The organism is Teichococcus aerophilus, from assembly GCF_014490485.1.
GTDB classification, from domain to species: domain Bacteria; phylum Pseudomonadota; class Alphaproteobacteria; order Acetobacterales; family Acetobacteraceae; genus Pseudoroseomonas; species Pseudoroseomonas aerophila.
Window position 1 is genome coordinate 34,851 of the sequence record NZ_JACTVA010000036.1, and the last position, 22,676, is coordinate 57,526.

25 protein-coding genes are annotated in these 22,676 nt (G+C 69.6%); 8 read left to right on the forward strand and 17 right to left on the reverse strand.

Translation table 11 applies throughout. The features are described 5' to 3' along the window. Positions 1-95 precede the first annotated feature (95 nt). On the forward strand, positions 96-962 hold the full coding sequence (locus IBL26_RS17565; RefSeq protein WP_194443632.1) for a hypothetical protein: 867 nt from the start codon (positions 96-98) through the stop codon (positions 960-962). Between the two features lie 322 nt (positions 963-1,284). Here IBL26_RS17565 and IBL26_RS17570 read toward each other — a convergent pair whose 3' ends face one another. From IBL26_RS17570 to IBL26_RS17585, 4 genes are all read right to left on the reverse strand, one after another. Continuing rightward, entirely contained in the window at positions 1,285-1,881 is a 597-nt protein-coding gene (locus tag IBL26_RS17570; protein ID WP_187785810.1) for a histidine phosphatase family protein, read from the reverse strand. Further along, on the reverse strand, positions 1,878-2,501 hold the full coding sequence (locus IBL26_RS17575; RefSeq protein ID WP_187785811.1) for a glutathione S-transferase family protein: 624 nt from the start codon (positions 2,499-2,501) through the stop codon (positions 1,878-1,880). The genes IBL26_RS17570 and IBL26_RS17575 overlap by 4 nt, the downstream gene beginning before the upstream one ends. Before the next feature lie 295 nt (positions 2,502-2,796). Continuing rightward, entirely contained in the window at positions 2,797-3,279 is a 483-nt protein-coding gene (locus IBL26_RS17580) for a GNAT family N-acetyltransferase (protein WP_187785812.1), read from the reverse strand. Then, complete coding sequence (locus tag IBL26_RS17585; protein WP_187785813.1) at positions 3,279-4,211, reverse strand: ribose-phosphate pyrophosphokinase; 933 nt, start codon at positions 4,209-4,211, stop codon at positions 3,279-3,281. The genes IBL26_RS17580 and IBL26_RS17585 overlap by 1 nt, the downstream gene beginning before the upstream one ends. Before the next feature lie 257 nt (positions 4,212-4,468). On the opposite strand from IBL26_RS17585, the gene IBL26_RS17590 reads away from it, so the two are divergent. Beyond that, positions 4,469-5,341: an exonuclease domain-containing protein gene (locus IBL26_RS17590; protein ID WP_187785814.1), complete on the forward strand. Its 873-nt coding sequence runs from the start codon at positions 4,469-4,471 to the stop codon at positions 5,339-5,341. A gap of 431 nt (positions 5,342-5,772) precedes the next feature. Here IBL26_RS17590 and IBL26_RS17595 read toward each other — a convergent pair whose 3' ends face one another. The 6 genes from IBL26_RS17595 to rfaD form a co-directional block, all read right to left on the reverse strand. Continuing rightward, positions 5,773-6,594, reverse strand: coding sequence for a shikimate 5-dehydrogenase (locus IBL26_RS17595; RefSeq protein WP_187785837.1), 822 nt, complete (start codon positions 6,592-6,594; stop codon positions 5,773-5,775). 506 nt (positions 6,595-7,100) lie between these two features. After that, positions 7,101-8,129 (reverse strand): hypothetical protein, encoded by a 1,029-nt coding sequence (locus tag IBL26_RS17600; protein WP_187785815.1) that lies wholly within the window; start codon positions 8,127-8,129, stop codon positions 7,101-7,103. Between the two features lie 68 nt (positions 8,130-8,197). Then, the gene (gene pgeF, locus IBL26_RS17605) at positions 8,198-8,968 is read right to left on the reverse strand and encodes a peptidoglycan editing factor PgeF (protein ID WP_187785816.1); all 771 of its coding nucleotides are present in this window, start codon (positions 8,966-8,968) and stop codon (positions 8,198-8,200) included. Continuing rightward, positions 8,965-9,945 (reverse strand): class I SAM-dependent methyltransferase, encoded by a 981-nt coding sequence (locus IBL26_RS17610; RefSeq protein ID WP_187785838.1) that lies wholly within the window; start codon positions 9,943-9,945, stop codon positions 8,965-8,967. The genes pgeF and IBL26_RS17610 overlap by 4 nt, the downstream gene beginning before the upstream one ends. A gap of 53 nt (positions 9,946-9,998) precedes the next feature. Then, a complete protein-coding gene (gene lgt / locus IBL26_RS17615; protein ID WP_187785817.1) occupies positions 9,999-10,808 on the reverse strand; it encodes a prolipoprotein diacylglyceryl transferase in 810 nt (269 codons plus the stop codon). A gap of 11 nt (positions 10,809-10,819) precedes the next feature. Next, positions 10,820-11,812: an ADP-glyceromanno-heptose 6-epimerase gene (gene rfaD, locus IBL26_RS17620; protein ID WP_187785818.1), complete on the reverse strand. Its 993-nt coding sequence runs from the start codon at positions 11,810-11,812 to the stop codon at positions 10,820-10,822. Between the two features lie 233 nt (positions 11,813-12,045). Here rfaD and IBL26_RS17625 point away from each other — a divergent pair, with 233 nt between their 5' ends. Further along, positions 12,046-12,429 (forward strand): accessory factor UbiK family protein, encoded by a 384-nt coding sequence (locus IBL26_RS17625; RefSeq protein WP_187785819.1) that lies wholly within the window; start codon positions 12,046-12,048, stop codon positions 12,427-12,429. Between the two features lie 682 nt (positions 12,430-13,111). Here the strand turns inward: IBL26_RS17625 and IBL26_RS17630 are convergent. The 3 genes from IBL26_RS17630 to purB all read right to left on the reverse strand — a co-directional run bounded on the left by IBL26_RS17630 (position 13,112) and on the right by purB (position 16,320). Continuing rightward, on the reverse strand, positions 13,112-13,447 hold the full coding sequence (locus IBL26_RS17630; RefSeq protein ID WP_187785820.1) for a hypothetical protein: 336 nt from the start codon (positions 13,445-13,447) through the stop codon (positions 13,112-13,114). Positions 13,448-13,667: 220 nt separating this feature from the next. Continuing rightward, positions 13,668-14,894 (reverse strand): DUF2254 domain-containing protein, encoded by a 1,227-nt coding sequence (locus IBL26_RS17635; RefSeq protein WP_187785821.1) that lies wholly within the window; start codon positions 14,892-14,894, stop codon positions 13,668-13,670. 94 nt (positions 14,895-14,988) lie between these two features. Next, the gene (gene purB, locus IBL26_RS17640; RefSeq protein ID WP_187785822.1) at positions 14,989-16,320 is read right to left on the reverse strand and encodes an adenylosuccinate lyase; all 1,332 of its coding nucleotides are present in this window, start codon (positions 16,318-16,320) and stop codon (positions 14,989-14,991) included. Between the two features lie 114 nt (positions 16,321-16,434). On the opposite strand from purB, the gene IBL26_RS17645 reads away from it, so the two are divergent. The 3 genes from IBL26_RS17645 (at position 16,435) to IBL26_RS17655 (ending at position 18,633) form a co-directional block, all read left to right on the forward strand. Beyond that, a complete protein-coding gene (locus tag IBL26_RS17645; RefSeq protein ID WP_187785823.1) occupies positions 16,435-17,082 on the forward strand; it encodes a TerC family protein in 648 nt (215 codons plus the stop codon). Positions 17,083-17,371: 289 nt separating this feature from the next. Beyond that, positions 17,372-18,007 (forward strand): YjbE family putative metal transport protein, encoded by a 636-nt coding sequence (locus IBL26_RS17650; protein WP_187785824.1) that lies wholly within the window; start codon positions 17,372-17,374, stop codon positions 18,005-18,007. After that, a complete protein-coding gene (locus IBL26_RS17655) occupies positions 18,004-18,633 on the forward strand; it encodes a hypothetical protein (protein WP_187785825.1) in 630 nt (209 codons plus the stop codon). The genes IBL26_RS17650 and IBL26_RS17655 overlap by 4 nt, the downstream gene beginning before the upstream one ends. 326 nt (positions 18,634-18,959) lie before the next feature. Here IBL26_RS17655 and IBL26_RS17660 read toward each other — a convergent pair whose 3' ends face one another. The 4 genes from IBL26_RS17660 to IBL26_RS17675 form a co-directional block, all read right to left on the reverse strand. Then, positions 18,960-19,376 (reverse strand): hypothetical protein, encoded by a 417-nt coding sequence (locus IBL26_RS17660; protein ID WP_187785826.1) that lies wholly within the window; start codon positions 19,374-19,376, stop codon positions 18,960-18,962. A gap of 12 nt (positions 19,377-19,388) precedes the next feature. Further along, positions 19,389-20,381, reverse strand: coding sequence for a GTP 3',8-cyclase MoaA (gene moaA / locus IBL26_RS17665; RefSeq protein ID WP_194443633.1), 993 nt, complete (start codon positions 20,379-20,381; stop codon positions 19,389-19,391). A gap of 90 nt (positions 20,382-20,471) precedes the next feature. After that, the gene (locus tag IBL26_RS17670; RefSeq protein WP_187785828.1) at positions 20,472-21,230 is read right to left on the reverse strand and encodes a sulfite exporter TauE/SafE family protein; all 759 of its coding nucleotides are present in this window, start codon (positions 21,228-21,230) and stop codon (positions 20,472-20,474) included. 3 nt (positions 21,231-21,233) lie between these two features. Further along, positions 21,234-21,377, reverse strand: a complete 144-nt coding sequence (locus IBL26_RS17675; RefSeq protein WP_187785839.1) for a DUF3553 domain-containing protein — start codon at positions 21,375-21,377, stop codon at positions 21,234-21,236. Between the two features lie 135 nt (positions 21,378-21,512). Between IBL26_RS17675 and IBL26_RS17680 the strand changes: the two genes are divergently transcribed. Further along, positions 21,513-22,094: a histidine phosphotransferase family protein gene (locus tag IBL26_RS17680; RefSeq protein WP_194443634.1), complete on the forward strand. Its 582-nt coding sequence runs from the start codon at positions 21,513-21,515 to the stop codon at positions 22,092-22,094. Between the two features lie 69 nt (positions 22,095-22,163). Next, the coding region (locus IBL26_RS17685) for an Hpt domain-containing protein (protein WP_187785830.1) at positions 22,164-22,676 on the forward strand (513 nt) is incomplete at its 3' end.

Sequence of the window (22,676 nt, forward strand, 5' to 3'; positions counted from 1 at the left end):
TTCACACTGCGGGGAGACCGGCTGTGGGCGCATTGCCGCGCCTACGCCGGGTGGCCAGCATAGGCGGCCGGAGCCAAAGGAAAGACCCCGAAGCGATGCAGCCTTTCGTCCCTATCGTGGCCCTGGCCGCCGCGCTGGCCATGCCTTCCCTGACGGCCCAGGCCCAAGGCAAGGACCCGGCCCCATCGGGGCAGCCGCGCGGCGCGTCGGCGGTGGTGCAGTCCGCCGTGCCGGGCATCGTATTCGTACCTCTGGCCACCCTGCCTGCCGCGCCCGCTGCGGCCGCGAACCGGGAAGGCTGCGAACACCTGCTGGCCAAGCCGGCCTCGCCCGCCGCGCGGCAGGTGGCGGCGTCCGGCTGGGCGGTGACGGCGGAGGTGCCGCTCGGCCGCTACCGGGCGGTCAGCTTCGTCGGGAAGCTGGAGCCTTCCACCAGCGGCACCTGCCAACTCAGCGACGGCAACGTGGCGATCTACGAGGGGGAGCAGCTTCGTGCCGTGGCCTATGCCGGCCGCGCCGCCCAAAGGAGCCTGGGGCGCGCGGTGGCGCTGGAAGGCGTCGGCCTGCGGCTGTGGGACGGGGACATCCTGCCCGGACCCCTGGCCGACCTGCGGTTGAATGGCGATGGCAGCCTCAGCATCGTCGCGCTGGCGGCGGAGGAGCGGCGGTGCCAGGGCCGGGCCGTCATCCCCAACATCCTGGGCATGCCGATGGATGCCGCCCGCGCCGCACTGCTGGGTGCCGGCTGGCGGCCGGTGGCGGGGAGCAACTCCACCCCCGGGTCGCGCGAGGCCGATCTGACGCGGCGAGGGATCACGGAAGTCGATGGGTGTTCCGGCACCGGCATGGGCTTCTGCCGCTTCAACTATGTCGGCGCCGCCGGCAGGCTCGGCGTCATCACCGCTGGGGAGGCCGACCCGCCGACGGTCAGCGACTACGACGTGCAGTGCAACGCTGGGTAGTGGGGGGACCGACATTCGGCGTCGGACAGGAAGGCCGGGGAAAGAATTCCCCAGGCTCCTTCTTTCTGCGAGTCTTTCGGGCGTGGCCGCGGGGGGGACAGCATCCTTTGAACCCAACCTGGGTTCGCGCCGGAGGTCCAAGGCCTCCGGCGATTGAGGGTTCAGTCCACGCGGCCTTCTATAGTCCTCATGGCGTTCCCCCCTAGTCCTGAAGCCTGACGCCAAACTCGCAGAAAAAAAGAGGGGGTTTCAGGGGAATTTCTTCCCCTGACCGTCCCGGCCCCTGGGCACCTTGTCCAGGGTGGGCGCGGGTCGAGGCCGGTCAGATTTCCGGCAGCTCCGCCGGGTCGAAGTGCCAGGCCGTTTCCCCGTTGGCCGGGGGCGTCACCCAAAGCGGCAGCGCGTTGGGCGTGCGCACGTTGATCGGCAGCCCGGCCACGGCGCGGAAGGCACGCCACAGAGCCCCATGCGCCACCACCAGCACCGGGCCCGGCTTCGCCAACGCCCGGTCCAGCGCCGCGACGGTGCGCTGCTTCAGCGCTTCGAAGCTCTCGCCATCATCCGGCGTCAGCTTGCCGTCCACCCAGTCGTCGAACCAGCCGCCCATGGGCTGGCCTTCCTGCACGCCGAAGGAGACCTCCCGCAGCCCCTCATCGGTTTCCACCGGCAGGCCCAGCTTGGCCGCCACGACTTCCGCCGTGTTGCGGGCACGGGAGAGGGGGGAAGCGATGATGGTGGCGATGGTGCGCGGGCCGGTGGAGAGCGCTTCCAACGCCTTCGCCGCCCGCTCCGCCTGGGCCCAGCCCAGCGTATTCAGCGGGATGTCCACATTGCCCTGGCTGAGGCCGCGGGCGTTCCAGTCCGTCTCACCATGGCGGAGGAACCAGAAAGGGGTCGCGCGGGGGACTTCCAGGCTCATGCCGCCATTCCGGAGGCGGCGAGCGCGCGCTGCACGGCCGGGCGGCCCAGCATGGCCTTCAAATGCGCCTCGATCCGCGGCGGCACCGGCATGCCGACGCGCTTCACCGCCCAGTATTCCACGAAGAACAACGCGGCGTCGGCGATGCTGTAGCCCTGCGGCATCACCCAGGTGTCGCCCTTCCAGGTCTTGTCGATCGTCTCCAGGTACTCGGCTGCCAGAGCCTTGCCCTGCTCGATCACCTTGGCCTCGTCGGCCGGGTTCGGCGTGAAGCGGCTGGCGCGGAACTGCCGGGTAAAGCCCTGCGGATGCACGGTGCCGGCAATGTAGTCGACGAAGGAGAGGGTGTCCGCCTGCGCTTCCACATCGGCCGGCCACAACCCGGCCTCGGAGAAGGTGGAGCCCAGATAGAAGGCGATGGCGGTCAGCTCGGTCAGCACGGCGCCGTTGTCGCGCACCAGCACCGGCACTTTGCCCTTGGGGTTGATAGCGCGGAATTCCGGCGTGTTCTGCGCCTGGTCCTTCAGCGCGACCAGCTGCAGCTCGAAGGGGCGGCCGATCTCTTCCAGAATGACATGGATGGCGACGGAGCAGGCGCCGGGCGAATAGTAGAGCTTCATAAGACCCCCCTTGGGATAGCCGGATTCGGCGGGGAGCATCGGCGGGCCGGACGGCTGCCGCAAGGGGGTGGGGGGTAAAGGCTGGGGGAAGGAATTCCCCCAGGCCCCCATCTTTTTTCTGCGAGTTAAGGGTTTTGGGCGGGAGGCGTGCCGAGCTGACGAGGCGGTCGCGCGAAGCTGTGGCCCGCGCGCCCCGGAGGATTACAGCGGCCGGGCAGCGCCCTTCAGTCCGACCTAAAAAACTCGAAAAAAGAAGATGGGGTCCGGGGAATTCCTTCCCCGCCTTACCTGCCCGCTAATCCAGCTTCTTCAGCAACTCGCGCGAATACGGGGCGAAGCCGGCACGCAGATAGGTCTGTTCCGCCCGGTCGTTGCCGGCGACGACGCCGATCAGCATCCGGTCCAGGCCCTCGGCGCGGGTTAGGCGCTCGGCTTCCGCCAGCAGGGCGCGGCCGACGCCGCTGCCCCGCACGGCTTCGCGCACATACAACTCGCTGACATAGCCATGCGCGCGGCGGTCGGGGTGCACGAAGGGGGCCTGGCGGGCGAAGATGAGGAAGAGATGGCCGATGACGGCGCCATCCCGCTCGGCCACCAGCTGGTGGCCGCCCGATTCAGCGATGCGCCGTTCGGAATGGGACAGGGAGGCCTCGGCACCTGCGCGGTCGGTGGCGCGGTCGCCGGTGATGGCGTCCTCGAAGCGGTTCAGGCCCTGGAACTGTTCCAGAAGCGCCTCACGATCCGTGGGCCGGGCCGCGCGGATCGTGAGGCCGTTCATCAGCTGAACAGGGTGGAGACGGAGCTCTCTTCCGAGATGCGGCGCATCGCCTCGGCCAGCAGCGGCGCGATGGTCAACTGCCGGATGTTGGAGGAGACACGGACCGCTTCCGTCGCCTGGATGCTGTCTGTCACCACCATCTGCTCGATCGGCGCGGCGCCGATGCGGGCGACGGCACCGCCGGAGAACACGCCGTGCGTGACGTACACGCTGGCGGAGCGGGCGCCGTTCTTCAGCAGCGCCTCGGCCGCGTTGCAGAGCGTGCCGCCGGAGTCGACGATGTCGTCGACCAGGATGCAGTCGCGGCCCTCGACCTCACCGATCACGTTCATCACCTCGGAGACGCCGGCGCGGGGGCGGCGCTTGTCGATGATGGCGAGGTCAGTGTGCAGCCGCGCCGCGATGGCACGGGCGCGGACCACGCCGCCGACATCGGGGGAGACGACCATCAGGTCCCGGCCCTTGTAGTGCTCCAGGATATCCCGGGCGAACAGGGGGGCGGCGAACAGGTTGTCGACCGGGATGTCGAAGAAGCCCTGGATCTGGCCTGCGTGCAGGTCCAGCGTCAGCACACGGTCGGCACCGGCCTCGGCGATGAGGTTGGCGACCAGCTTGGCGCTGATCGGCGTGCGGGAGCCGGACTTACGATCCTGCCGCGCATAGCCGAAATAGGGGATCACTGCCGTGACGCGGCGTGCGGAGGCGCGGCGCAGCGCATCCAGCATGATCAGCAATTCCATGAGGTTGTCATTCGTCGGGTAGCTGGTCGACTGAATGACGAACACGTCCTCGCCGCGGACATTTTCGTGGATTTCCACGAAGATCTCCATGTCGGCGAAACGGCGCACCGAGGCCTGCGTCAGGGGCAGGTTCAGTGCTGCGGCGACCGCCTCGGCGAGGGGGCGGTTGCTGTTACAAGCGATGATCTTCATCCGGGGGCGCTTCTCCGGCCAGCGGGTTCGGCCGGCGGAAGCCGACCCGGCGAGGGACGGCGCGTGGTAGCAACGTGACGGTGGGATGTCCATGCGCTCAGGGGGTCCGCATGTGCGGTATGCGCTGCCTGGGGCGGAAAAACGACCTTGTTGTGTTATATTGTACCAGAAGCGTGGACCTGGGCACCGCGCCTGCGGGGAGCGTTCGCTGCATCTGGCGCCGCACGGAGGAGTAGCGAAGCCGCGCACCCGCCGGTATGTCCCGCGCCATGCAGGGCAAGGCGGCCGCGCGGCCGGACATCGTCGTCTTCGATACCGAGACCACCGGGCTGACGGCGCAGGACCGCGTCGTCTCCCTCGGCGCCATACGGCTGGGGCCGGACCTGGCGCGGCTGGGCAGCCTGCACCTGGTGTTCAATCCGGGGCGGGAGAGCCATTGGGCGGCGGAGCGGGTGCACGGGCTTTCCGCCCATTACCTTTCCTTCCAGCCGCCCTTTGCGGCGCATCTGGCGGAGGTGCGGGCGTTCTTCGCCGGCGCCGCGCTGGCCGCGCACAACCTGGATTTCGACACCCGCATGCTGAACCGGGAGCTGGCCGTGCTCGGCGCCCCGTTGCTGGACCCGCGCCCCGGCGACCGCTGCACCATGCGGGAATGGAGCGCGCGGGCGGGCGGTGGACGCGCGGGACTGGATATCGTCATCACCACGCTGGGCCTGGCGCGGCAGGGCACGATGCACGGCGCGTTCGAGGATGCGGTGCTGGCCGGCTGCGTGCTGCGTTGGCTGGATGGCGCGCCGCACGGCCCCTGCGGCCCGCTGCTGCCGCCAGGGAATGAGCGCCCGGCACAGGATACTGCGCTCTCCGCCGCCGTGGCCGGGGTCACCACCCTGGCCGGCAAGCGCATCGTCCTGACCGGCGAATTGCGTGGGCTGAGCCGGGAGGATGCGGCGGCCGCCCTGGAGCGCAATGGCGCCCGGCGGCAGATGGCGGTCAACCGGCTGACCGATTACGTGGTGATGGGCGCCGCCCCCGGCCCGGCCAAGCTGCGCGCCATCCGCCAGTTGCAGCAGCAGCACGGCCGCCCGCTGATCCTGCCGGAGGCCGAGTTCCTCCGGCTGGTCGGCGGCTAGGGCGGATTGATGTTCCGCCTTGGGCAGGAAGGCCGGGGAAGGAAGTCCCCGGCCCTCTTCTTCTTTGCTGCGAATTTTGAGACGGGGCCGTTGAGCGTCAGGCTTTCTGGAGCCAGGCCGGAGGTCCATGACCGCCGGAGTCTGATGCTTCAGCCCGTGTAGCCCGTGATCCTTCTTCCGGCGCCGGTCCCGAAGCCGCAGGCCAATGAACAAAAGAAAGATGGGGTTTCACTGGAATTCATTCCCCCTGGCCTTCCTTCCCGCAGAAGGCGGAATGACGCGATCAAACATGGACGGCGAGCATGCGGCGGCAAGGAATGTGAACGCATCATGCTCCAGAGCGGCCGTCATTGGTGGCCGCGCAAAGCATGCACCACGCCGCCGGGCAAGGTTCAGGACGGGTCCGCCGCATCCCCTGCGCCGGCCGCGTTCTAGCCCCGGGCGAAGTCGGCGGCTGCGGCGATCTGCGCCTCGCTTGGGGTGATGCCGGTGTAGAGGACGAACTGCTCCACCGCCTGCAGCGTCGCTACCTCGGCGCCGGTGATGACGGTCTTGCCCAGTGCGCGGGCGCGGCGGATCAGCGGCGTCTCCGGCGGCAGGTTCACCACGTCGAACACCACGCTCGCCTCCGCGATCAGCGCTTCAGGGAAGGCCAGCTCGGTGGCTTCCGGCGCGCCTTCCATGCCGATCGGGGTGATGTTCACCAGCATCGGCGCGGCGGTCGCCTCCGCCTGCCAGCCGAAGCCGCATGCGGACGCCAGGGCACGCCCGGCGGCCTCGTTGCGGGAGACGACGGTACCCTGGCTGAAGCCGGCATCGCGCAGGGCGGAAACCACCGCCTTGGCCATGCCGCCGCTGCCACGGGAGACGAAGCCGGTGCTGGCCGGCACGCCATGCTTCACCAGCAGCGGCGCGATGGCGGCATAGTCGGTGTTGTGGCCGCTCAGCCGCCCGTCATCATTGACGATGGTATTGACCGAACTGATGGCCGCCGCCGAGGGCGCCATCGTATCCAGCAACGGGATGCAGGCCTCCTTGAACGGCATCGACACGGCGCAGCCGCGGATGCCGAACGCCCGCAGGCCGCCAATCGCTGACGGCAAGTCCCGCGTGGTGAAGGCCTTGTAGATGTAGTCCAGCCCCAGCGCCGCATAGAGATGGTTGTGGAACCGCGAGCCAAAGGTACCCGGCCGGCCCGCGAGCGACATGCAGACCGTGGTGTCACGGCCGATGGTAAGGCGGGTCGGGGGCATTGCGGTCACGGCGAAATCCTTGCGGCAAAAGCTGCGGCATAGCGATGCATCGCCCTGGTGCCGTCAAGGGAGCGCCTGTGCAAGGGGGTGCAGGAAGCCGCACGCCTGCCTACGTCGTTGATTGGGGCGTTGGTGTTCCGCGTCTGGGCGACCCGTGGGCTTGGCGTGAAAGACATATGGCTTGCTTCGGTGCCCTTGAGAGGGGCGCTGCCCCTCTCAAACTCTCCCCGCCAAAGGCCTGAGGTCTTCGGAAACCCGCGACTGGGTGTTCATGGGGAAAGCGGAGACTCTCTTAATGCATTGTATTCAAACATATATTCTGTAGTTCTGAGGTTGTTGCGGATCGCATTGAGTGGCGGGCAAAAGATCTCATCCAGGGGAAATTGGACAGGACACCCCACCACACAGCCACCGCCCGACATTTAGCCCCACCGCCAGACTCGAAGAAAAAAGATGGCGGCCTGGGGGAATTCCTTCCCCCAGCCTTCCGCCAACCCCGCGAGCGACTAACGACGCCGCCGCTGCGCTGGCACTGGTGCTGCCGCCGGGGTTGCCGGCGCCGCGGCGGGCGTGGCGGCCGGGGTGCTGCCGCGCAGGGGTGGCTCGGCCATGTTCTGCGGGCCCGGGGGTGCGCCGGCATTGGCCAGCACGTCGCGGATACCGGCCGAGGCTTCGTTGGCCACGACGAAGGCGACGTCGCCCCAGTAGCGGTTCAGCGTGCCGCGCGGCACTTCGTTGATCTGCAGCACCCGGCCCAGCTCGTAGCCATCGCGGCGGGTCACGGTCCACAGCACTTCCACGCGCTGCTGGTTGTTCGGTGCGTCGGCCATGGTGACGTGGCCTTCCACCGCGTAGTCGGCGCCATCCGCGTTGTTCTGCGGCACCAGCCCGCGCTGCGTCAGGAATTCCTGCATCTTGGCGGTCAGGCTGGTGTTGCCGTCGCCGGGGGCGCCGCGCACCGGCACCAGGCGCAGGCGCGGCGGCGCCTTGCCGGTCAGGGCCTCCGGGTGCGTGGTCTTGCGCGCGGCCTCGATGCCGGCGAGCAGCGCGGCGATGCCGGGCGCGTCCCGGTCACCCAGGCGCTTGAAGACGGAGGGTGCCTCGCTGCCCCAGGCCGCCAGCGGCACCGGGGCGCCGGTGTTGCTGGCCAGGGACTGGCCATCGGCGCTGTAGAGCGTGTAGCGCGGCACGATGGAATTGCGGTCCCCATCCGGCCGCTGGACGACGATGCTCAGCCGCAGGTCCAGCGGCTGCGGCTCGGTTACCGCGGCGGGAACCTCGGCGTCGCGCAGGGCCAGCGCCATGGCTTCCGCCAGGTCCTTGGTGGCCTCGTCCGTCAGCAGCACGTCGGAGGGCGGGGGGACGGCGATGCGGTAGGCCGGCGGCAGCGCCAGGCGCGCCGCGTCCCCGCCGGGGTTGCCGCTGTAGGGCCGCAGGTCGCCACAGGCGGCCACCAGCAGCAGGGCCGCCACGGTCAGGCAGTGCGGCAGGCGCCGCAGCAGGGAACCGCGCCCGAAGGCTTCAGACCAGGGCAATACAGGACACCATCATTGTGACGAGGAGAAGCAGCATGAACATGATCATGTAAGGCACGCTTGCAGGCCTATTGCGGCAGGGCGATGGCGGAGAGCTGGTGGCCGATCGGCCCGCCCCCCGCCAGGGTGTTGCGGCGATAGCTGAAGAAACGAGCTTCGTCGGCCAGGGTATCGGCAGGTACGATGGCCACGGTGCCGGTGCCCGCCGCGCGCAGCCGGGCGGCGCAGTAGCCGGCCAGGTCGAACTGCCAGCGGTCCTCCCGCTGGCCGGGGGCGAAGAAGCGGGCGGCATCGGCGCTGGCGGCCAGGGCGGCATCCCGCATATCGGGCCCGACCTCGTAGGAAGGCTGGCGGATGCAGGGGCCGACCACGGCGGCGATATCCTGCCGCCGGGCGCCCAGCGCCTCCATGGCGGCGATGGTGGCTTCCAGCACGCCGCCCACGGCGCCGCGCCAGCCGGCATGGGCGCCGCCGACCACGCCGGCCTTGTGGTCCGCGAACAGGATGGGGCCGCAATCGGCGGTGACGATGCCCAGCGCCAGGCCAGGGCGGTCCGTCACCATCGCATCCGCCTGCGGGCGCGCATCCAGCGGGATGGGGGCGGTGACGTGCGCGACGGCGATGCCGTGCACCTGGGTCAGGCCGGACAGCTTCGCCGGGTCCATCCCGATGGCCTGCATGGCCAGCGCGCGGTTGCGGGCCACCGCGTCGGCATCGTCCTTGCCGGAGAGCGAGCAGTTCAGGCTGGCAAAGCGGCCGGTGGAGACGCCGCCATTGCGGGTGAAGAAGCCGTGCGGCAGGCCATCCAGGGCCAGGTCGGTCAGGAACTCGGCGGTCATGCGGGCGATACCTCGAAACCGGGCGGTGCGGGCAATTGGGGATGGCAGAGCGTGAGCGCCTTGAACAGCCGCCCCATGCCTTCCGGCGCCACCAGCCGCTGGGCGGCGGAGAGCTGCATGCCGGCGGTATGCGGCGCGGCGCGGGCCAGCATGGCGGCGCGAGTCACCAGCCCCAGCGATTGCAGGAACAGGCCCTGCGGCACCGGCCCATGCGCGGCGGCGCCGGCGGTACGGGCCACGCGGGCGAGTGCGGCGAAATCGACATGGGCGGTGATGTCCACGCTGCCGGGCTCGGCCAGCGGGTCGGCCGCGTCGTGGCCGGAGAGGGCCTGCAGGCTGTCGCCCAGCCCGCTCTCCGCCGGGCCATAATCCAGGAACAGCGCCGCGCCGCCCTGGGCCGCCAGCCGGGTGGCGAGGGTGGCGATGAAGCTCTCCGACGCCTGGTTCCATTCCTGGATGGCGCCTTCCGGCGCTTCCACGGGCAGGGGCGGGTGGTCCTGGGCCGGGGCCTCCATGAAGGCGCCGTCCTGCACGAATCGCTCGGCCCAGCCGGCGCCGCGGCGGACGAACTGGCGGATCGGCAGCGCGTCCAGAAACTCGTTGCCGAGGATGATGGCGGGGCCGGGCGGCAGGGTCGTGGCGTTGTCGTGCCATGCGGCGACGCCATCGCCCAGTGCCTCGGCCTGCCGGGCGCGCAGGCTGGGGCTGGTCTCCACCAGATGCACCTGCAGGGCGGCACGGAAGGCCGGCATGGCGCTGGCGATGCCGCGTAGCGCATCCGCCATCAGCGTGCCGCGTCCAGGGCCGAACTCCACCAGATGCACCGGGGCAGGGGCGCCCATCTGCTGCCAGACCACGGCGGCCCACAGCCCCAGGCACTCGCCAAAGGCTTGGGACATTTCTGGCGCCGTGGTGAAATCCCCCCGCGCGCCGATCGCCTCCCGCCCCGCGTAATAGGCCGTGGCGGCGCGGGCCATGAAGTGGTCGAGGCGCTCGGCGCCGCCTAGCGGCGACCTAGGAGGCCGCAGGTTCAAGCGGGCAGGCCCGCCGGCACCGGCCGCGCGCGCAGCATGAAGAACAGGCCGACCAGCACCATCGGGATGGAGAGCAACTGCCCCATCGTGGCGCCGCCGAACAGGAAGCCCAGCTGCGCATCCGGCTGGCGGAAGAACTCGCCGATGATGCGGGCCAGGCCGTAGCCGGCCAGGAAGGCGCCGGCGGTGAAGCCCAGCCGGGCGCGGATGGCGGGGATGTGGATCAGCGTCTGCACGACGGCCAGCAGCACCAGCCCCTCCATGCCCGCCTGATACAACTGGCTGGGGTGGCGGGGCAGCGGCCCGCCGGTGGGGAACACCATGGCCCAGGGCACGTCCGACACCCGGCCCCACAGCTCGCCATTGATGAAGTTGGCCAGCCGGCCGAAGAACAGCCCGACCGGGACGATGGCGCAGATCCGGTCCCCGAATCCGAGGATGCTGATCTTCTGCTGCCGGCAATAGAGCAGTATGGCCACGATGACGCCGGCGGCGCCGCCATGGAACGACATGCCGCCCTGCCAGACGTAGAACACCTCCCACGGCACGCTGAGATAGCGCTCGAACCCGTAGAACAGCACGTAGCCCAGCCGCCCGCCCAGGATGACGCCCAGCACCGCCCAGGTGACGAAGTCATCCACCTGCTGCTGGGTGGCGACGACGGGGTGCAGCCCCACCAGCCGCTTCATCCACTGCCAGCCGATGACGATGCCGGCGATATAGGCCAGCGCGTACCAGCGGATGGCGATGGGCCCGATCTGGATCAGCGTCGGGTCGATGGCGGGAAACGGAATGGCGAGGAACATGCCCGGCCCTTTCAGACGTAGGGGTCGGGCTGGGTCAGGAAGCGCTGCACGTAGCGCGCCACCCCTTCCTCCAGCCCCGTGGCGGTGCCGGTGAAGCCGGCGGCGCGCAGCCGGTCCATCCGCGCCTGGGTGTAGTACTGGTACTTGCCTTCCAAATCGACCGGCATGTCCACGAAGGCGATGTCCGGCTCCTTGCCCAGCGCGGTGTAGATGGCGCGGGTCAGGTCCAGGAAGCTGCGGGCGGTGCCGGTGCCGACATTGAACAGGCCGGAGACCTGCGGATGGTCCAGCAGCCACAGCATCACCGCCACGCAGTCATCCACATGGACGAAGTCGCGCAACTGCTCTCCATCGGCGATGCCCTTGCGGTCGCTGCGGAACAGGGTGGCGGGGTTGCCGGCGTTGATCTGGCGGAACTTGTGCAGCACCACGCTGGCCATGCGGCCCTTGTGGAATTCGTTCGGCCCATAGACGTTGAAGAACTTCAGCCCGGCCCATTGCGGCGGCGCCTTGCGCCCGCGCGCCAGCAGGTCGGCGATCCGCCGGTCCGTCGCGTGCTTGGACCAGCCATAGAGGTTCAGCGGCCGCAGCGCGGCCAGCGCTTCGGGCGAGGCATCGTCGTCGAAGCCCTGGTCGCCGCCGCCATAGGTGGCGCCGGAGGACGCATAGATCAGCGGCACCTCGTTCTCGGCGCACCAGGAGAACAGGCGCAGCGTCATGGAGAGGTTGCTCTCCGCCACCAGGTCTCCGTCCGTCACCGTCGTGTCGCTGACGGCGCCCAGGTGCAGGATGGCCTTCGGGCGCGGGCTATCGGCCAGCCAGTCCCACAACCGGTCCGGCGGCAGCAGGCCGGCGATGCCGTGATGGGCCAGATTGCGCCACTTCTCGCGTCCCGTATCGCCGGCGCGCAGCCGGTCCACCACCAGGACTTCCTCCCCCCGCGCGCACAGAGCCGCGACGAGGTTGGAGCCGATGAAACCGGCCCCTCCGGTCACTAGATACATGCAGTGAAATCCATGGGCGCGCAGAGCCTTCCGCGATGCGAAGGTCCAAGTGACTTCATCCAGGGGAGCCGTGCCCGGCGGAACGTATCCGCCCGGCCCCGCTCCCCGGGGTTGTTCCTCGGGCGCGGCGGGTATAGGCGCCGTGCCGTGACAGCGGCAAGCGCCGATGCCCGGCGGCCCGGCGGCGGGCCGGCTGGCCATGGCGTCCACAGGCAGGGTTTTTGGAGGTTGGGATGACGGATTCGAATACCAGCGGCGGCGCGACGGGTGGCACGGCTGGCGGTCCTGGCCGCCGTGGGCGCTTCTTCGACGACCTGGCCGGCGTGGCCGGCGGCGCCTTCTCGGTGATGGCCGGGGCGCGCGCGGAGATCGAGGCGGCGGTGAAGTCGCAGATGGAAATCCTGGTGCAGAAGCTGGACCTGGTCCGTCGCGAGGACCTGGACGCCGCCTTGGAAGTGGCCCGCCGGGCGCGCGAGGAATCCACCGCCCTCTCCGCCCGCGTCGCGGCGCTGGAAGCCAAGCTGGGCGGCGAGGCCGACGCCACCCCGGGCGGCGATGCCGCGGCCGAGGCGCCGAAGCCGAAGGAAGACCCCAAGGACCCGGCCAGCCTGGCCTGAGGGGCACGAGAGAGGGCCAGGGCCTAGAGGCTGTTATGGACCTGCCGCTAGAAGCTTGATTTTGCAGGCTTTCCGCGCCGAGCCCTTATATAGAAAGTCAAGCAATTTCAGCTGTTTATGGGTGGTCCATAACAGCCTCTAGTGCCCTGGCCCTTTTCTTTTGGGAGGTAGGAAGGCCGGGGAAAGAATTCCCCGGACCCCTTTTTTTCTTCGAGTTTGGTTTTGCACTTTGAGAGCCTGCTTGGAAACTCTGGCGGCTGAGGGCGCGGCCGGGATTTTTAGTGCCAGCGCGGAGGTGGCTTGGCCCAATGCCAGGACATTGGGCCAAGCCGCTGACAAAGCTGGCGCGGAAAAGCCCGCCGTGACTGATTCGCCTGATTTTCCAAACGGGCTCTGAGGGGCGGGGGTCGTGAAGGCTTACTCTCATAAGGCTGAGAGAGGATGCTCGGTTGATATTGAATTGGGTGCCGCAGATTGAACCCAATCGCCAGAGGCCCCGGATCTCTTGCGCGAACCGTGTCATTCCAGCGCGACGCCTCGACACGCAGGCCGGCAAAAACTCGAAAAAATGAAGAAGGGGTCCGGGGAATTCTTTCCCCGGCCTTCTTCCCACTTCCCCAGAGGCGCACCGCCGTCCAGACGCAACGAAGGCCGGGGAGGGTTCCCCGGCCTTCGCCGTCATTCAGTAACGGTAGTAGCCGCGCGGCGGGCCACGGTAGTAGCGCGGCGGCGGGCCACGGTGGCGCCAGTGGCCCTGCGGCGGGCCGCGGTAGTAGGCGCGGGGCGGGGCGTAGTAACGGCGCGGCGGCGGGCCGCGGTAGTAGCCGCGCGGCGGCGGGCCGTAGCGGTAGTACTGCACCGGGGTCACGCCCGGCTGGCCGTGCGTGATGGCGGCGACGGCCGGCGGTGCGGCTTCAGCCGGGCTCGGCGCGACCATCGCCCCGGCGCCGAGGCCCAGAGCGATCAGCCCTGCGGCTGCGAACCGCTTCAGGCCGGAGAGCGTCAGGAGACGTGGCATCTGGTTGTTCCTCCTCGTCATGACCTCTGATTTCGGGGTCGTCTGAGGCGGAACGGTGGCAACGGGCGGGCGAGCGCATGGCCGCCCAACACGAAGCTGTGAGGCGGCGTGCCGTGTCAGAGGAGCGGCGGTCGTCGGCCAAGCGGGCGCACAGTGCGCGCGACCCAGGCGGCCCCGTAGCGGCCAGGTGGACAGGCTGCCAGGTATGGCGCGGTACCGGTCAGCCTTCGGCGGCGGCGCGGAGGCGGGCCCGGTCCTCCGGCAGGTCGAGCGCCTGCTCGGCCCGCTTCAACGCCAGCGCGGCCTGGGCTGCGGCTTCCTCGCGGAAGGTTGCGGGGGCCAGAGCGGCCAGCGCGGCAAAGGTCTTCTGCAGGCGGATGGCGACCTCCAGCGTGCCGGCGCCATGCCGCGCCACCGGGCCGAAGGCGTCGTCCAGCAGGTCGGCGGCGTCGAGGGCGGGGACGCGGATCTGGGGGTATTCGGTCTCGGGCGGCTGCTCCAGCGGCCGCGACCAGGCCGCCAGCACCCGCGTCGCGCTGCCCAGCACGCCGATGACGGTGCCGGAGTCGTTGACGGCGGCGGAGAGCGCCTTGTCCGCGATCTCACCCAGCACGATGAGGCCGAAGCGCGGGTCCTGCTCGAAGGTCCGGTCGGTGCCGATGAGGAAGGCGTCCCGCAGGCGGTCATGCGCCTCGGGTTCCAGGCCCTCCGGCAGCCAGGCCAGGGGGCGGGCGGGGTGGACGAAGCAGCCGGGCATCGCCGCGACGTCGATGACGCGCTCGCCGGCCTGCCGGGCCAGGCGGCCGACATCCACATGCTGCACATAGCCGATGGCCGTGGGGTAGAGCGGCACCGGCTGGTGCGTGCCCGGCAGGCGCGGCGCACCACCCAGGAAAGGCGCGCGCCGCCGGTCCTCGAACGCGGCCAGGGCGGCGGCTTCCACCCGCTCCACCGTCTCCCCCACCCGGCCCATGCGGGAGAGGTGCTGCATCCAGCGCAGCAGCGTGACGATGATGATGGCGATGACGGCGACGGTGGCGCCCAGCAGCAGCAGCCGCCCGCCCGCCCCGTACAGGCCGCTGGCGAGCGCGATGATGCCGACGATGCTGAACATGAAGGCGCCGATGAAGGTGGCCAGCGCGTTCTGCGTCGTCCGGTCCTGCACCAGCAACCGCGTCGCCCGCGGCGAGACGCCGGAGGAGGCTGAGGCGAGCGCAGACACCAGGATGGTGAGTGAGAAGGTGGTGACCGACAGCATCGAGGAGGCGAGGACCCCCAGGATGTTGCCGGCCGCATCGGCGCCTACGCGCAGCGCGAAGCCTTCCGGCACCAGCCACTGGAACTCGGCCGCCAGCAAGGCCACCACGATGCCGGCGAAGCAGTAGAGGGCGCTGTGCACCCAGTTCTGCCGCAGAATTCGCCGGAGAGTCAGTTGCCAGCGCGACATGGTGGCCCTCTTCCTTGTCTGGAAGACGGCTCAGCTGCCGCCCGGGGGGTGGAACGCCGGCGGTGGTGTCACCGTTGGCGCCCCCCGGCGGGAATCAGGCGAAGACGCGGGCGAAGATGGTCTCGACGTGGCGGAAGTCGCGCTGCGGGTCGATGGCACCGTCCAGCGCGGCGGCATCCATCGTGCCGCCCACTTCCGGGTCGGCCAGCAGGTTGTCGCGGAACGACTTGGCGTCCGGCTGGCCCAGCTTGGTCCAGGTGGCCATGGCGGCGCGCTGCACGGCGGCGTAGGACGCCTCGCGCGACAGGCCCGCCTGCGTCAGCGCCAGCAGCACCTTCTGGCTGTGGACGACGCCGCCCAGGCTTTCCAGGTTCGCGGCCATCTGCGCCGGGTAGATCGTCAGCTTCTCCATCATCCCCGCCAGGCGGCCCAGGGCGAAGTCCAGCGTGATGGTGGCGTCGGGGCCGATGAAGCGCTCGACGGAGGAGTGGCTGATATCGCGCTCATGCCACAGCGCCACGTTCTCCAGCGCCGGCATCGCGTAGCCGCGCACCACGCGGGCCAAGCCGGTCAGGTTCTCGCTCAGCACCGGGTTGCGCTTGTGCGGCATGGCGGAGGAGCCCTTCTGGCCCGGGTGGAAGTATTCTTCCGCCTCCCGCACCTCGGAGCGCTGCAGGTGGCGCACTTCCGTCGCCAGCCGCTCGATGGCCGAGGCCACCAGAGCCAGGGCGCAGAAATAGGCTGCGTGCCGGTCGCGCGGGATGACCTGGGTGGAGGAGGGCTCGACCGCCAGCCCGAGCTTGGCCGCGACGAAATCTTCCACGCGTGGGTCGACACTCGCGAAGGTGCCGACGGGGCCGGAGATGGCGCAGGTGGCAACCTCGGCGCGGGCGGCGACCACGCGGGCGCGGCAGCGGGCGAATTCGGCGTAATGCCCGGCCAGCTTCAGGCCGAAGGTCGTCGGCTCGGCATGGATGCCGTGGCTGCGGCCGATGGTCGGCGTGAACTTGTGCTCGATCGCCCGCGCCTTCAGCGCCGCCAGCACGCGGTCCAGATCCGCGATCAGGATGTCCGCCGCGCGGGTCAGCTGCACGGACAGGCAGGTGTCCAGCACGTCGGAGCTGGTCATGCCCTGGTGCATGAAGCGGGCGTCCTCGCCGATGCCTTCGGCCATCCAGGTCAGGAAGGCGATGACGTCGTGGCGGGTCACGCCCTCGATCTCGTCGATCCGGGCGATGTCGGCAGCGGAGATCGCGGCGGCGCGGGGGGCGCCCTTCTCGCGGATCACCTTGGCGGACTCGGCGGGGATGGTGCCCAGCTCGCCCATCTTCTCGGCCGCCAGCGCTTCAATCTCGAACCAGATCTGGTAGCGGGTCTCGGATGACCAGATCGCAGCCATTTCGGGGCGGGAGTAGCGCGGAACCATAGGGGCGATCCTTGGAAGGGGGAGGGCGGCAGGGGTGTGGCCCCTCCGGTTCCGGTTGACAAGCCCGGCCCAAGCAAGCGATGGCGCATTCTCTTACGCCGGGATGCGAACAACATGGATTTATCTGCCTGGATGCCTGAGCTGATTGCGCTCGGGCAGGTACTGCTGATCGACCTTGTGCTGGCGGGCGACAACGCCATCGTCGTCGGCATGGCCGCCGCCGGCCTGCCGGCCGAGCAGCGCCGCAAGGCCATCTTCTGGGGCATCGCCGCCGCGACCATCATGCGGATCGGCTTCGCCGCCATCACCACCCAGCTTTTGGCCATCGTTGGCCTGACGCTGGCCGGCGGCGTGTTGCTGCTGTGGGTCTGCTACAAGATGTTCCGCGAGCTTCAGCGCGGCCATCAGCCCGAGGTCACGGAAGCCGAGCTGGAGGCGCAGGCCCAGGCGCCCGGCAACCGCAAGACCCTGAAGGGCGCCATCATCCAGATCCTGGTGGCCGACGTGTCGATGAGCCTGGACAACGTCCTGGCCGTCGCCGGCGCCGCCAAGGAGCATCTGTGGGTGCTGGTGGTGGGCCTCGCCATCTCGGTCGTGTTGATGGGCGTCGCGGCGACCTTTATCGCCCGGCTGCTGGAACGGCACCGCTGGATCGCCTGGGTGGGCCTGCTGGTCATCCTGTACGTGGCCGTGCAGATGATCTGGACGGGCGGCGGCGAAGTGCTGCCCTACCTGAATGGCGGCCCCCGCGCCGCGAACTGAGGTGACGGCCGGCTTGCCCGGCCACGCCCCACCCCGTGCCTGCACCCGGGCCTGCGATCGACGGAAGCGGCTGGCGCCGCCCCTGCCGAACCCACCCCGGCCATGACGAGGAAAGCCGCCCCACGAGTTGGGGCGGCTTTTTTCATGGCTGGCGCGCGCTGTTTGTGAAGCCTGCCCGGCTTCACCCGGCGGAAACCTCCCTGTAACTTCGCCTCACCCTCTTTCCCGTGGGGCGCCGTGCCGGGCGACGCCATGCGGGTTCCTGCTCAAATTCTTCGTGGGGATCCCAATGGAAGCGTATACCGGCATGCTGTCCGGCCTGGCAGAGATCATCTGGCTCAACATCATTCTCTCGGGCGACAACGCGGTCGTCATCGGCCTGGCGGCCGCCGGGCTGCCGGCGCATATGCGCGGCAAGGCCGTGCTGTTCGGCGTCATCGCCGCCGCCGTGCTGCGGATCGTCTTCTCCATCTTCGCCACCATGCTGCTGTCGCTGTGGTGGATCGACCTCGTGGGCGGCCTGGCGCTGCTCTACATCGCCTGGACGTTCTTCCGCGAACTGCGCGAGGACAAGAGCGAGACGGATATCGAGGCCGAGAGCGGCCACAAGAAGACCATCGGCCAGGCGCTGTGGCAGATCATCATCGCCGACGTGTCGATGAGCCTGGACAACGTGCTGGCCGTGGCCGCCGTGGCGCGCAACAACCTGCAATTGCTGATCATCGGCCTGGGCATTTCCATCGTCATGATGGGCCTGTTGGGCGGCTTGCTGGCCAAGGTACTGGAAAGGTTCAAGATCATTGCCTATGTCGGCGTGGCGCTGATTGTCTGGATCGGCGCTCAGCTGCTCTGGGAAGGTATCATCATGGCCAATGCGACGCTTCACTTCGGCTTGCCGCTGCCCCTGCCGGAGGCGGCGCATTGAAGGCTTGGCTGCTTCCCGCCCTGGCCGGCGCCACGCTGCTAAGCGCGTGCGCCGTGCCCCAGGACCCGGACGCCGCCGCCCGGGCCGCCGCCGGCACGCGGCCGCCCCTGGCCACCGTGCTGGCACGCCTGCCGGTGGAGGTGGCCGGGTTCGACCGGGGCGAGACGACCAATTTCGAGGAGCGCCAGCCCGGCTACGGCAGCGCGGTGGAATACACCACCCCGGCCCGCAACGGCTTGCCGGCGCGGGCCGCCGTCGCTTCCGTCATGATCTACGACATGGGCCGGCCGCCGTTGCCGGATAACGCCCCGGCCGAGCTGGTCACGCCGCTGCTGGACGAGGCCGTGCGCGAAGCCACCGTGCTGCCGCCCGGCCGCACCCTGGCCGAGACCGGCCGCCGCACCCTGGCCCTGCCGGCCGGCGGCAGCATGACCTGCGCCGACCTCTCCGGCAGCTTCGGCCGCACAGCGGTGGAACAGCAGGTCTGCGCCGGCACCGCCGCCGGCCGCTTCCTGCGTGTGCACGTCACCATGCCGCGCCGGAACAGCAACGCCGGCGATGCCGACGAATTCACCCGCGGCGTCGCCCAGGCGCTGCGTGGCACGCCGGTCGCGCTGGTTCGCTGAGGCGGGCGGGAGAAACGAGGGGGAAGGCCGGGGAAGGAATTCCCCGGTCCCCTTCTTCTTCCTTCAAGTTTTGTTTGAGGCTTGGGCCGGCGCCATAGAGCTACAGGGCCAGGCCGGGCTTCCGGGCGCTGCCCGCCTAATATTTATCTTTAAAAACAAAAGCTTACTGCATACGTCTCATGCAGAAGCGTTCATCGAAACTCGCGCTGGGGTGGACACCTGCGACGATGACCAATCCTCGAAGCACCACGAAAAGCTCGCAAAAAGAAGATGGGGTCCGGGGAATTCCTTCCCCGGCCTTCCTCTTCCGCCTCTTTGATCGGTCTTCAGTTCCGGTTGCGCGGCCAGTCGAGACGCGGTTCGGAGCGGGAGGAGGGCGCCGCCCCACGCGCCGGCGCATCCGGCCAGGCGGCTGGCGGCGGTACGGGGGGCGCCACGCGCGGCGCTGCGTAGTCGCGCGCCGGGGTGGCGACGTAGCTGGCCGGGGGCTCCACCCATTCATCGGTGGCGGCGGGGCCGCGGCGGGGCGGTGCGGGTTCACCCATGCGCAGGGCGAGGCTGCGGATTTCGGCCTGGATCTCGTCCAGTTGCACTTCCAGAGCTTCCAGCCGCGCCTTCACCCCGAATACGCTGAAGGGCATCAGCAGGAAGGCCGCGGCGCAGAGCAGCCCGAGGGCCAGCAGTAGCAGCCCCGTCCAATCCGGCATGCCGGGAATGGACAGGGTGGTGGCGAGATTGCGCATGCTGTCCACGGTTCAGCCCCCCGTCACGCTCATATGCCGGCCCACGGCGGGCGCCTTGCGGCGCCGGTCGATAATGAAGTCGTGCCCCTTGGGCTTGCGGGCGATCGCGTCGCGGATCGCCTGCTGCAACCCGGCCTCATCCACCGAGGGGTCCCGCAGCACGGCGCGCAGGTCGGCGGCGTCGTCCTGGCCCAGGCACATGTAGAGCGTGCCGGTGCAGGTCAGCCGCACGCGGTTGCAGCTCTCGCAGAAATTGTGGGTCATGGGCGTGATGAAGCCGAGGCGCCGGCCGGTCTCGGCCACCGTGAAGTAGCGGGCGGGGCCGCCGGTAGCGTAATCGGTATCCTCCAGCGTCCAGGTCTGCCGGAGACGGGAGCGCACCATGGAGAGGGGCAGGTACTGGTCGGTCCGCTCGCCGGTGATCTCGCCCAGCGGCATGGTCTCGATCAGGGTAAGGTCGAAGCCATGCTCGCCGCACCAGGCGATCAGGCGGTCGAACTCATCCTCGTTCACGCCCTTCATGGCGACGGCGTTGATCTTCACGGCCAGGCCGGCGCCCTTGGCGGCGAAGATGCCATCCATGGTCTTTTCCAGGTCGCCCCAGCGGGTCAGCGCCTTGAAGGTGCCCGGGTCCAGCGAGTCGAGGCTGACATTGATGCGGCGGACGCCGGCCTCGTACAGGCCCTCGGCGTGCTTGGTCAGCTGGGTGCCGTTGGTGGTGACCGTCAGCTCCTGCAGCCCGCCGCCGCCGATCCGGGCGCCGAGGCTGCGGAACAGCGTCATGACATCCTTGCGCACCAGCGGCTCCCCGCCCGTCAGGCGGATGCGCTGCACGCCCATGCCGATGAAGGCGCCACAAAGCCGGTCCAGCTCCTCCAGCGAGAGGACCTGGGCCTTGGGCAGGAAGGTCATGTCCTCCGCCATGCAGTAGACGCAGCGTAGGTCGCAACGGTCGGTGACCGAGACGCGCAGGTAGGTAATGGCCCGGCCGAACGGGTCGATCATGTCAGGCGAGGTCCTCGGCGGCTTGGATGTCACAGCCTTCCATTTGGGCCGTGCCACCCACCGGCTGCAAGCCCCATCGGCGCCCGAACGTTACCCGAGCAGTGCGAAGCCGCCCGCCGCCACCAGCAGGATCAGCGCGCAGCGCCGGTACCAGGAGAGCGGGATGACGTGGAACAGCCGGGCACCCACCGGCACCGAGACCAGCATCAGCGGCAGCATGATGGCCGTGAGGACCAGGGTGGGGATACCGATGAGGCCGGCCCAGAGCGGCGGGATGATGGAGGCCACGCCCAGCACGCCGAAGAACAGGATGAGGTTGGCGCGGTGTTGCCGCGCTTCCTCCTTCCCCGCCAGCAGGTACAGGATGACCGGCGGGCCGGACATGCCGGTGGCGCCCTTCAGCAGGCCGGAGACGGTGCCGACGGCCAGGTTCAGCCCCAGCGGGCGGGTGCCGTGGTAGCGCCAGCCGGACATCATCAGCAGCCCGAACACCAGCACGAACACGCCGATCGAGCGGCGGAGCAGCCCGGCCTCGGTATGCAGCAGCACGACGGAGCCGAAGGGAATGGCGAGCACGGCGGCGGCGCAGATGGGCAGGATCAGCTTCTTGTTCGCCTCGCCGAAGGAGCGGGGCAGCAGGTAGGCGGAGACGAACAGCTCCATCAACAGCACCACCGGTACGCCGAAGCGGGGCGACCACAGCGTGGAATAGACCGGCGCCAGCAGGATGGCGGTGCCGAAGCCGGAGTAGCCGCGCATCACGCCGGCCACGATGGTGGCGAAGGCACCCACGGCGAAGCGCCAGGAGAACAGGATATCCAGGGCTTGGGCCCACAGCGACTCGGCCATCGGTCAGTCCAGGACTTCCAGTTCGACGTGCAGGGCGTTGATCAGCACCTTGCCCATATGTTCGAAATTCACCGTCACCCGCTCCTTCACCACAGACTGGATCTGCCCTTCGCCCCATTCCGGGTGGGTGGGGTGGCGGACGCGCATGCCGGGCTCGAGCGAGATGTTCACCGCGCCAGGGTGACGCGGCAGCAGCACCGGGGCCAGAGCAGGGTGCGATCACGCTGCCGTGATGTTAACAGCATCCTGTGTAGAGAGACGCGAAGCAACCGGAGCATGAGCATGCCGACGCAACCCAGCCTTACCCTGGCGCAGGACCTCTGCGCCCGGCTTTGCCACGACCTGGTCGGCCCGCTGGGCACCATGGCCGGGGCGCTGGACCTGCTGGACGATGACGCGGAGGCCGCCGCCCTGGCGCGGGAGGCCGCCGCCAGCCTGCGGGCGCGGCTGCAAGTGTGGCGTGCGGCCTGCGGCGCCGGCACCGGGCCGATGACGGCGCCCGAAATGGCCGCACTGCTGGAGGGCGTGCTGGGCGGCGGCCGTGTCACCGCCGACGTGACCGCGCTGCCGCCTGGGGAGACCTTCGCGCCCGACGTGGCGCAACTGCTGCTGGTGGCGGCGCTGCTGGGGGGCGAGGCGTTGCCGCGCGGCGGCGTGGTGCGGCTGGCACCGGCCGAGGGCGGAGTCGCGGTGCTGCCGGCGGGCCGGGTGCTGGCCTGGCCCGCGGCGCTGGCGGACGCCCTGGCCGGCCAGGAAGTGGAGGGGCCGCGCCAGGTGCTGGCGCCGGTTCTGGTGCGGCTGGCGCAGGCCGCCGGCTGGGCCGTCAGCCTTTCGGCGGAGGCGCTGACGCTGCGTCCGATGTGACACAGCCATTCATCTTTCCTTCGCATCCCCGCACGCATTTTGGGTGAAACCCAGCCGCCGGGGACCATCATGGACGACCTTCTCGCCGACTTCCTGACCGAGACCAATGAGGGGCTAGCAACCCTCGACGTGGTGCTGCTGAAGCTGGAGAAGGCGCCTGACGACAGGCCCACACTCTCCGAGATCTTCCGCAGCGTCCACACCATCAAGGGCACCTGTGGCTTCCTCGGCCTTTCGCGGCTGGAGAAGGTCGCGCACGCCGCCGAGAACGTGCTCGGCAAGTACCGCGAGGGTGCGCTGAAGGTGACGCCGGAGGGGATCACGCTGATCCTCTCCGCCATCGACTGCCTGAAGAGCATCGTCACCGGACTGGAGACGACGGGCAGCGAGCCGCAGGGCGACGACAGCGCGCTGATCGCGGCGCTGGACGCCGCCTGGCGCGGCGAGCCGATCGGCACCCCCGCCAAGGCCGCGCCGCCGCCGCCGGCCGACCCGGCCATCGACCCGTTCGAGGCGCTGGAACTGCCGGTGGTGGAAGCGCCGCCGGAACCGGTGGCCGCCGAGCCCGCCGCTGCCGCCCCC

What these genes read in the sequence shown, in the direction of transcription:
- IBL26_RS17565 (WP_194443632.1), top strand. Translation starts at nt 96, where the DNA reads ATGCAGCCTTTCGTCCCTATCGTGGCCCTGGCCGCCGCGCTGGCCATG.
- IBL26_RS17570 (WP_187785810.1), bottom strand. Translation starts at nt 1,881, where the DNA reads ATGAGCCTGGAAGTCCCCCGCGCGACCCCTTTCTGGTTCCTCCGCCAT.
- IBL26_RS17575 (WP_187785811.1), bottom strand. Translation starts at nt 2,501, where the DNA reads ATGAAGCTCTACTATTCGCCCGGCGCCTGCTCCGTCGCCATCCATGTC.
- IBL26_RS17580 (WP_187785812.1), bottom strand. Translation starts at nt 3,279, where the DNA reads ATGAACGGCCTCACGATCCGCGCGGCCCGGCCCACGGATCGTGAGGCG.
- IBL26_RS17585 (WP_187785813.1), bottom strand. Translation starts at nt 4,211, where the DNA reads ATGAAGATCATCGCTTGTAACAGCAACCGCCCCCTCGCCGAGGCGGTC.
- IBL26_RS17590 (WP_187785814.1), top strand. Translation starts at nt 4,469, where the DNA reads ATGTCCCGCGCCATGCAGGGCAAGGCGGCCGCGCGGCCGGACATCGTC.
- IBL26_RS17595 (WP_187785837.1), bottom strand. Translation starts at nt 6,594, where the DNA reads ATGCCCCCGACCCGCCTTACCATCGGCCGTGACACCACGGTCTGCATG.
- pgeF (WP_187785816.1), bottom strand. Translation starts at nt 8,968, where the DNA reads ATGACCGCCGAGTTCCTGACCGACCTGGCCCTGGATGGCCTGCCGCAC.
- IBL26_RS17610 (WP_187785838.1), bottom strand. Translation starts at nt 9,945, where the DNA reads ATGGCCCGCGCCGCCACGGCCTATTACGCGGGGCGGGAGGCGATCGGC.
- lgt (WP_187785817.1), bottom strand. Translation starts at nt 10,808, where the DNA reads ATGTTCCTCGCCATTCCGTTTCCCGCCATCGACCCGACGCTGATCCAG.
- rfaD (WP_187785818.1), bottom strand. Translation starts at nt 11,812, where the DNA reads ATGTATCTAGTGACCGGAGGGGCCGGTTTCATCGGCTCCAACCTCGTC.
- IBL26_RS17625 (WP_187785819.1), top strand. Translation starts at nt 12,046, where the DNA reads ATGACGGATTCGAATACCAGCGGCGGCGCGACGGGTGGCACGGCTGGC.
- IBL26_RS17630 (WP_187785820.1), bottom strand. Translation starts at nt 13,447, where the DNA reads ATGCCACGTCTCCTGACGCTCTCCGGCCTGAAGCGGTTCGCAGCCGCA.
- IBL26_RS17635 (WP_187785821.1), bottom strand. Translation starts at nt 14,894, where the DNA reads ATGTCGCGCTGGCAACTGACTCTCCGGCGAATTCTGCGGCAGAACTGG.
- purB (WP_187785822.1), bottom strand. Translation starts at nt 16,320, where the DNA reads ATGGTTCCGCGCTACTCCCGCCCCGAAATGGCTGCGATCTGGTCATCC.
- IBL26_RS17645 (WP_187785823.1), top strand. Translation starts at nt 16,435, where the DNA reads ATGGATTTATCTGCCTGGATGCCTGAGCTGATTGCGCTCGGGCAGGTA.
- IBL26_RS17650 (WP_187785824.1), top strand. Translation starts at nt 17,372, where the DNA reads ATGGAAGCGTATACCGGCATGCTGTCCGGCCTGGCAGAGATCATCTGG.
- IBL26_RS17660 (WP_187785826.1), bottom strand. Translation starts at nt 19,376, where the DNA reads ATGCGCAATCTCGCCACCACCCTGTCCATTCCCGGCATGCCGGATTGG.
- moaA (WP_194443633.1), bottom strand. Translation starts at nt 20,381, where the DNA reads ATGATCGACCCGTTCGGCCGGGCCATTACCTACCTGCGCGTCTCGGTC.
- IBL26_RS17670 (WP_187785828.1), bottom strand. Translation starts at nt 21,230, where the DNA reads ATGGCCGAGTCGCTGTGGGCCCAAGCCCTGGATATCCTGTTCTCCTGG.
- IBL26_RS17675 (WP_187785839.1), bottom strand. Translation starts at nt 21,377, where the DNA reads ATGCGCGTCCGCCACCCCACCCACCCGGAATGGGGCGAAGGGCAGATC.
- IBL26_RS17680 (WP_194443634.1), top strand. Translation starts at nt 21,513, where the DNA reads ATGCCGACGCAACCCAGCCTTACCCTGGCGCAGGACCTCTGCGCCCGG.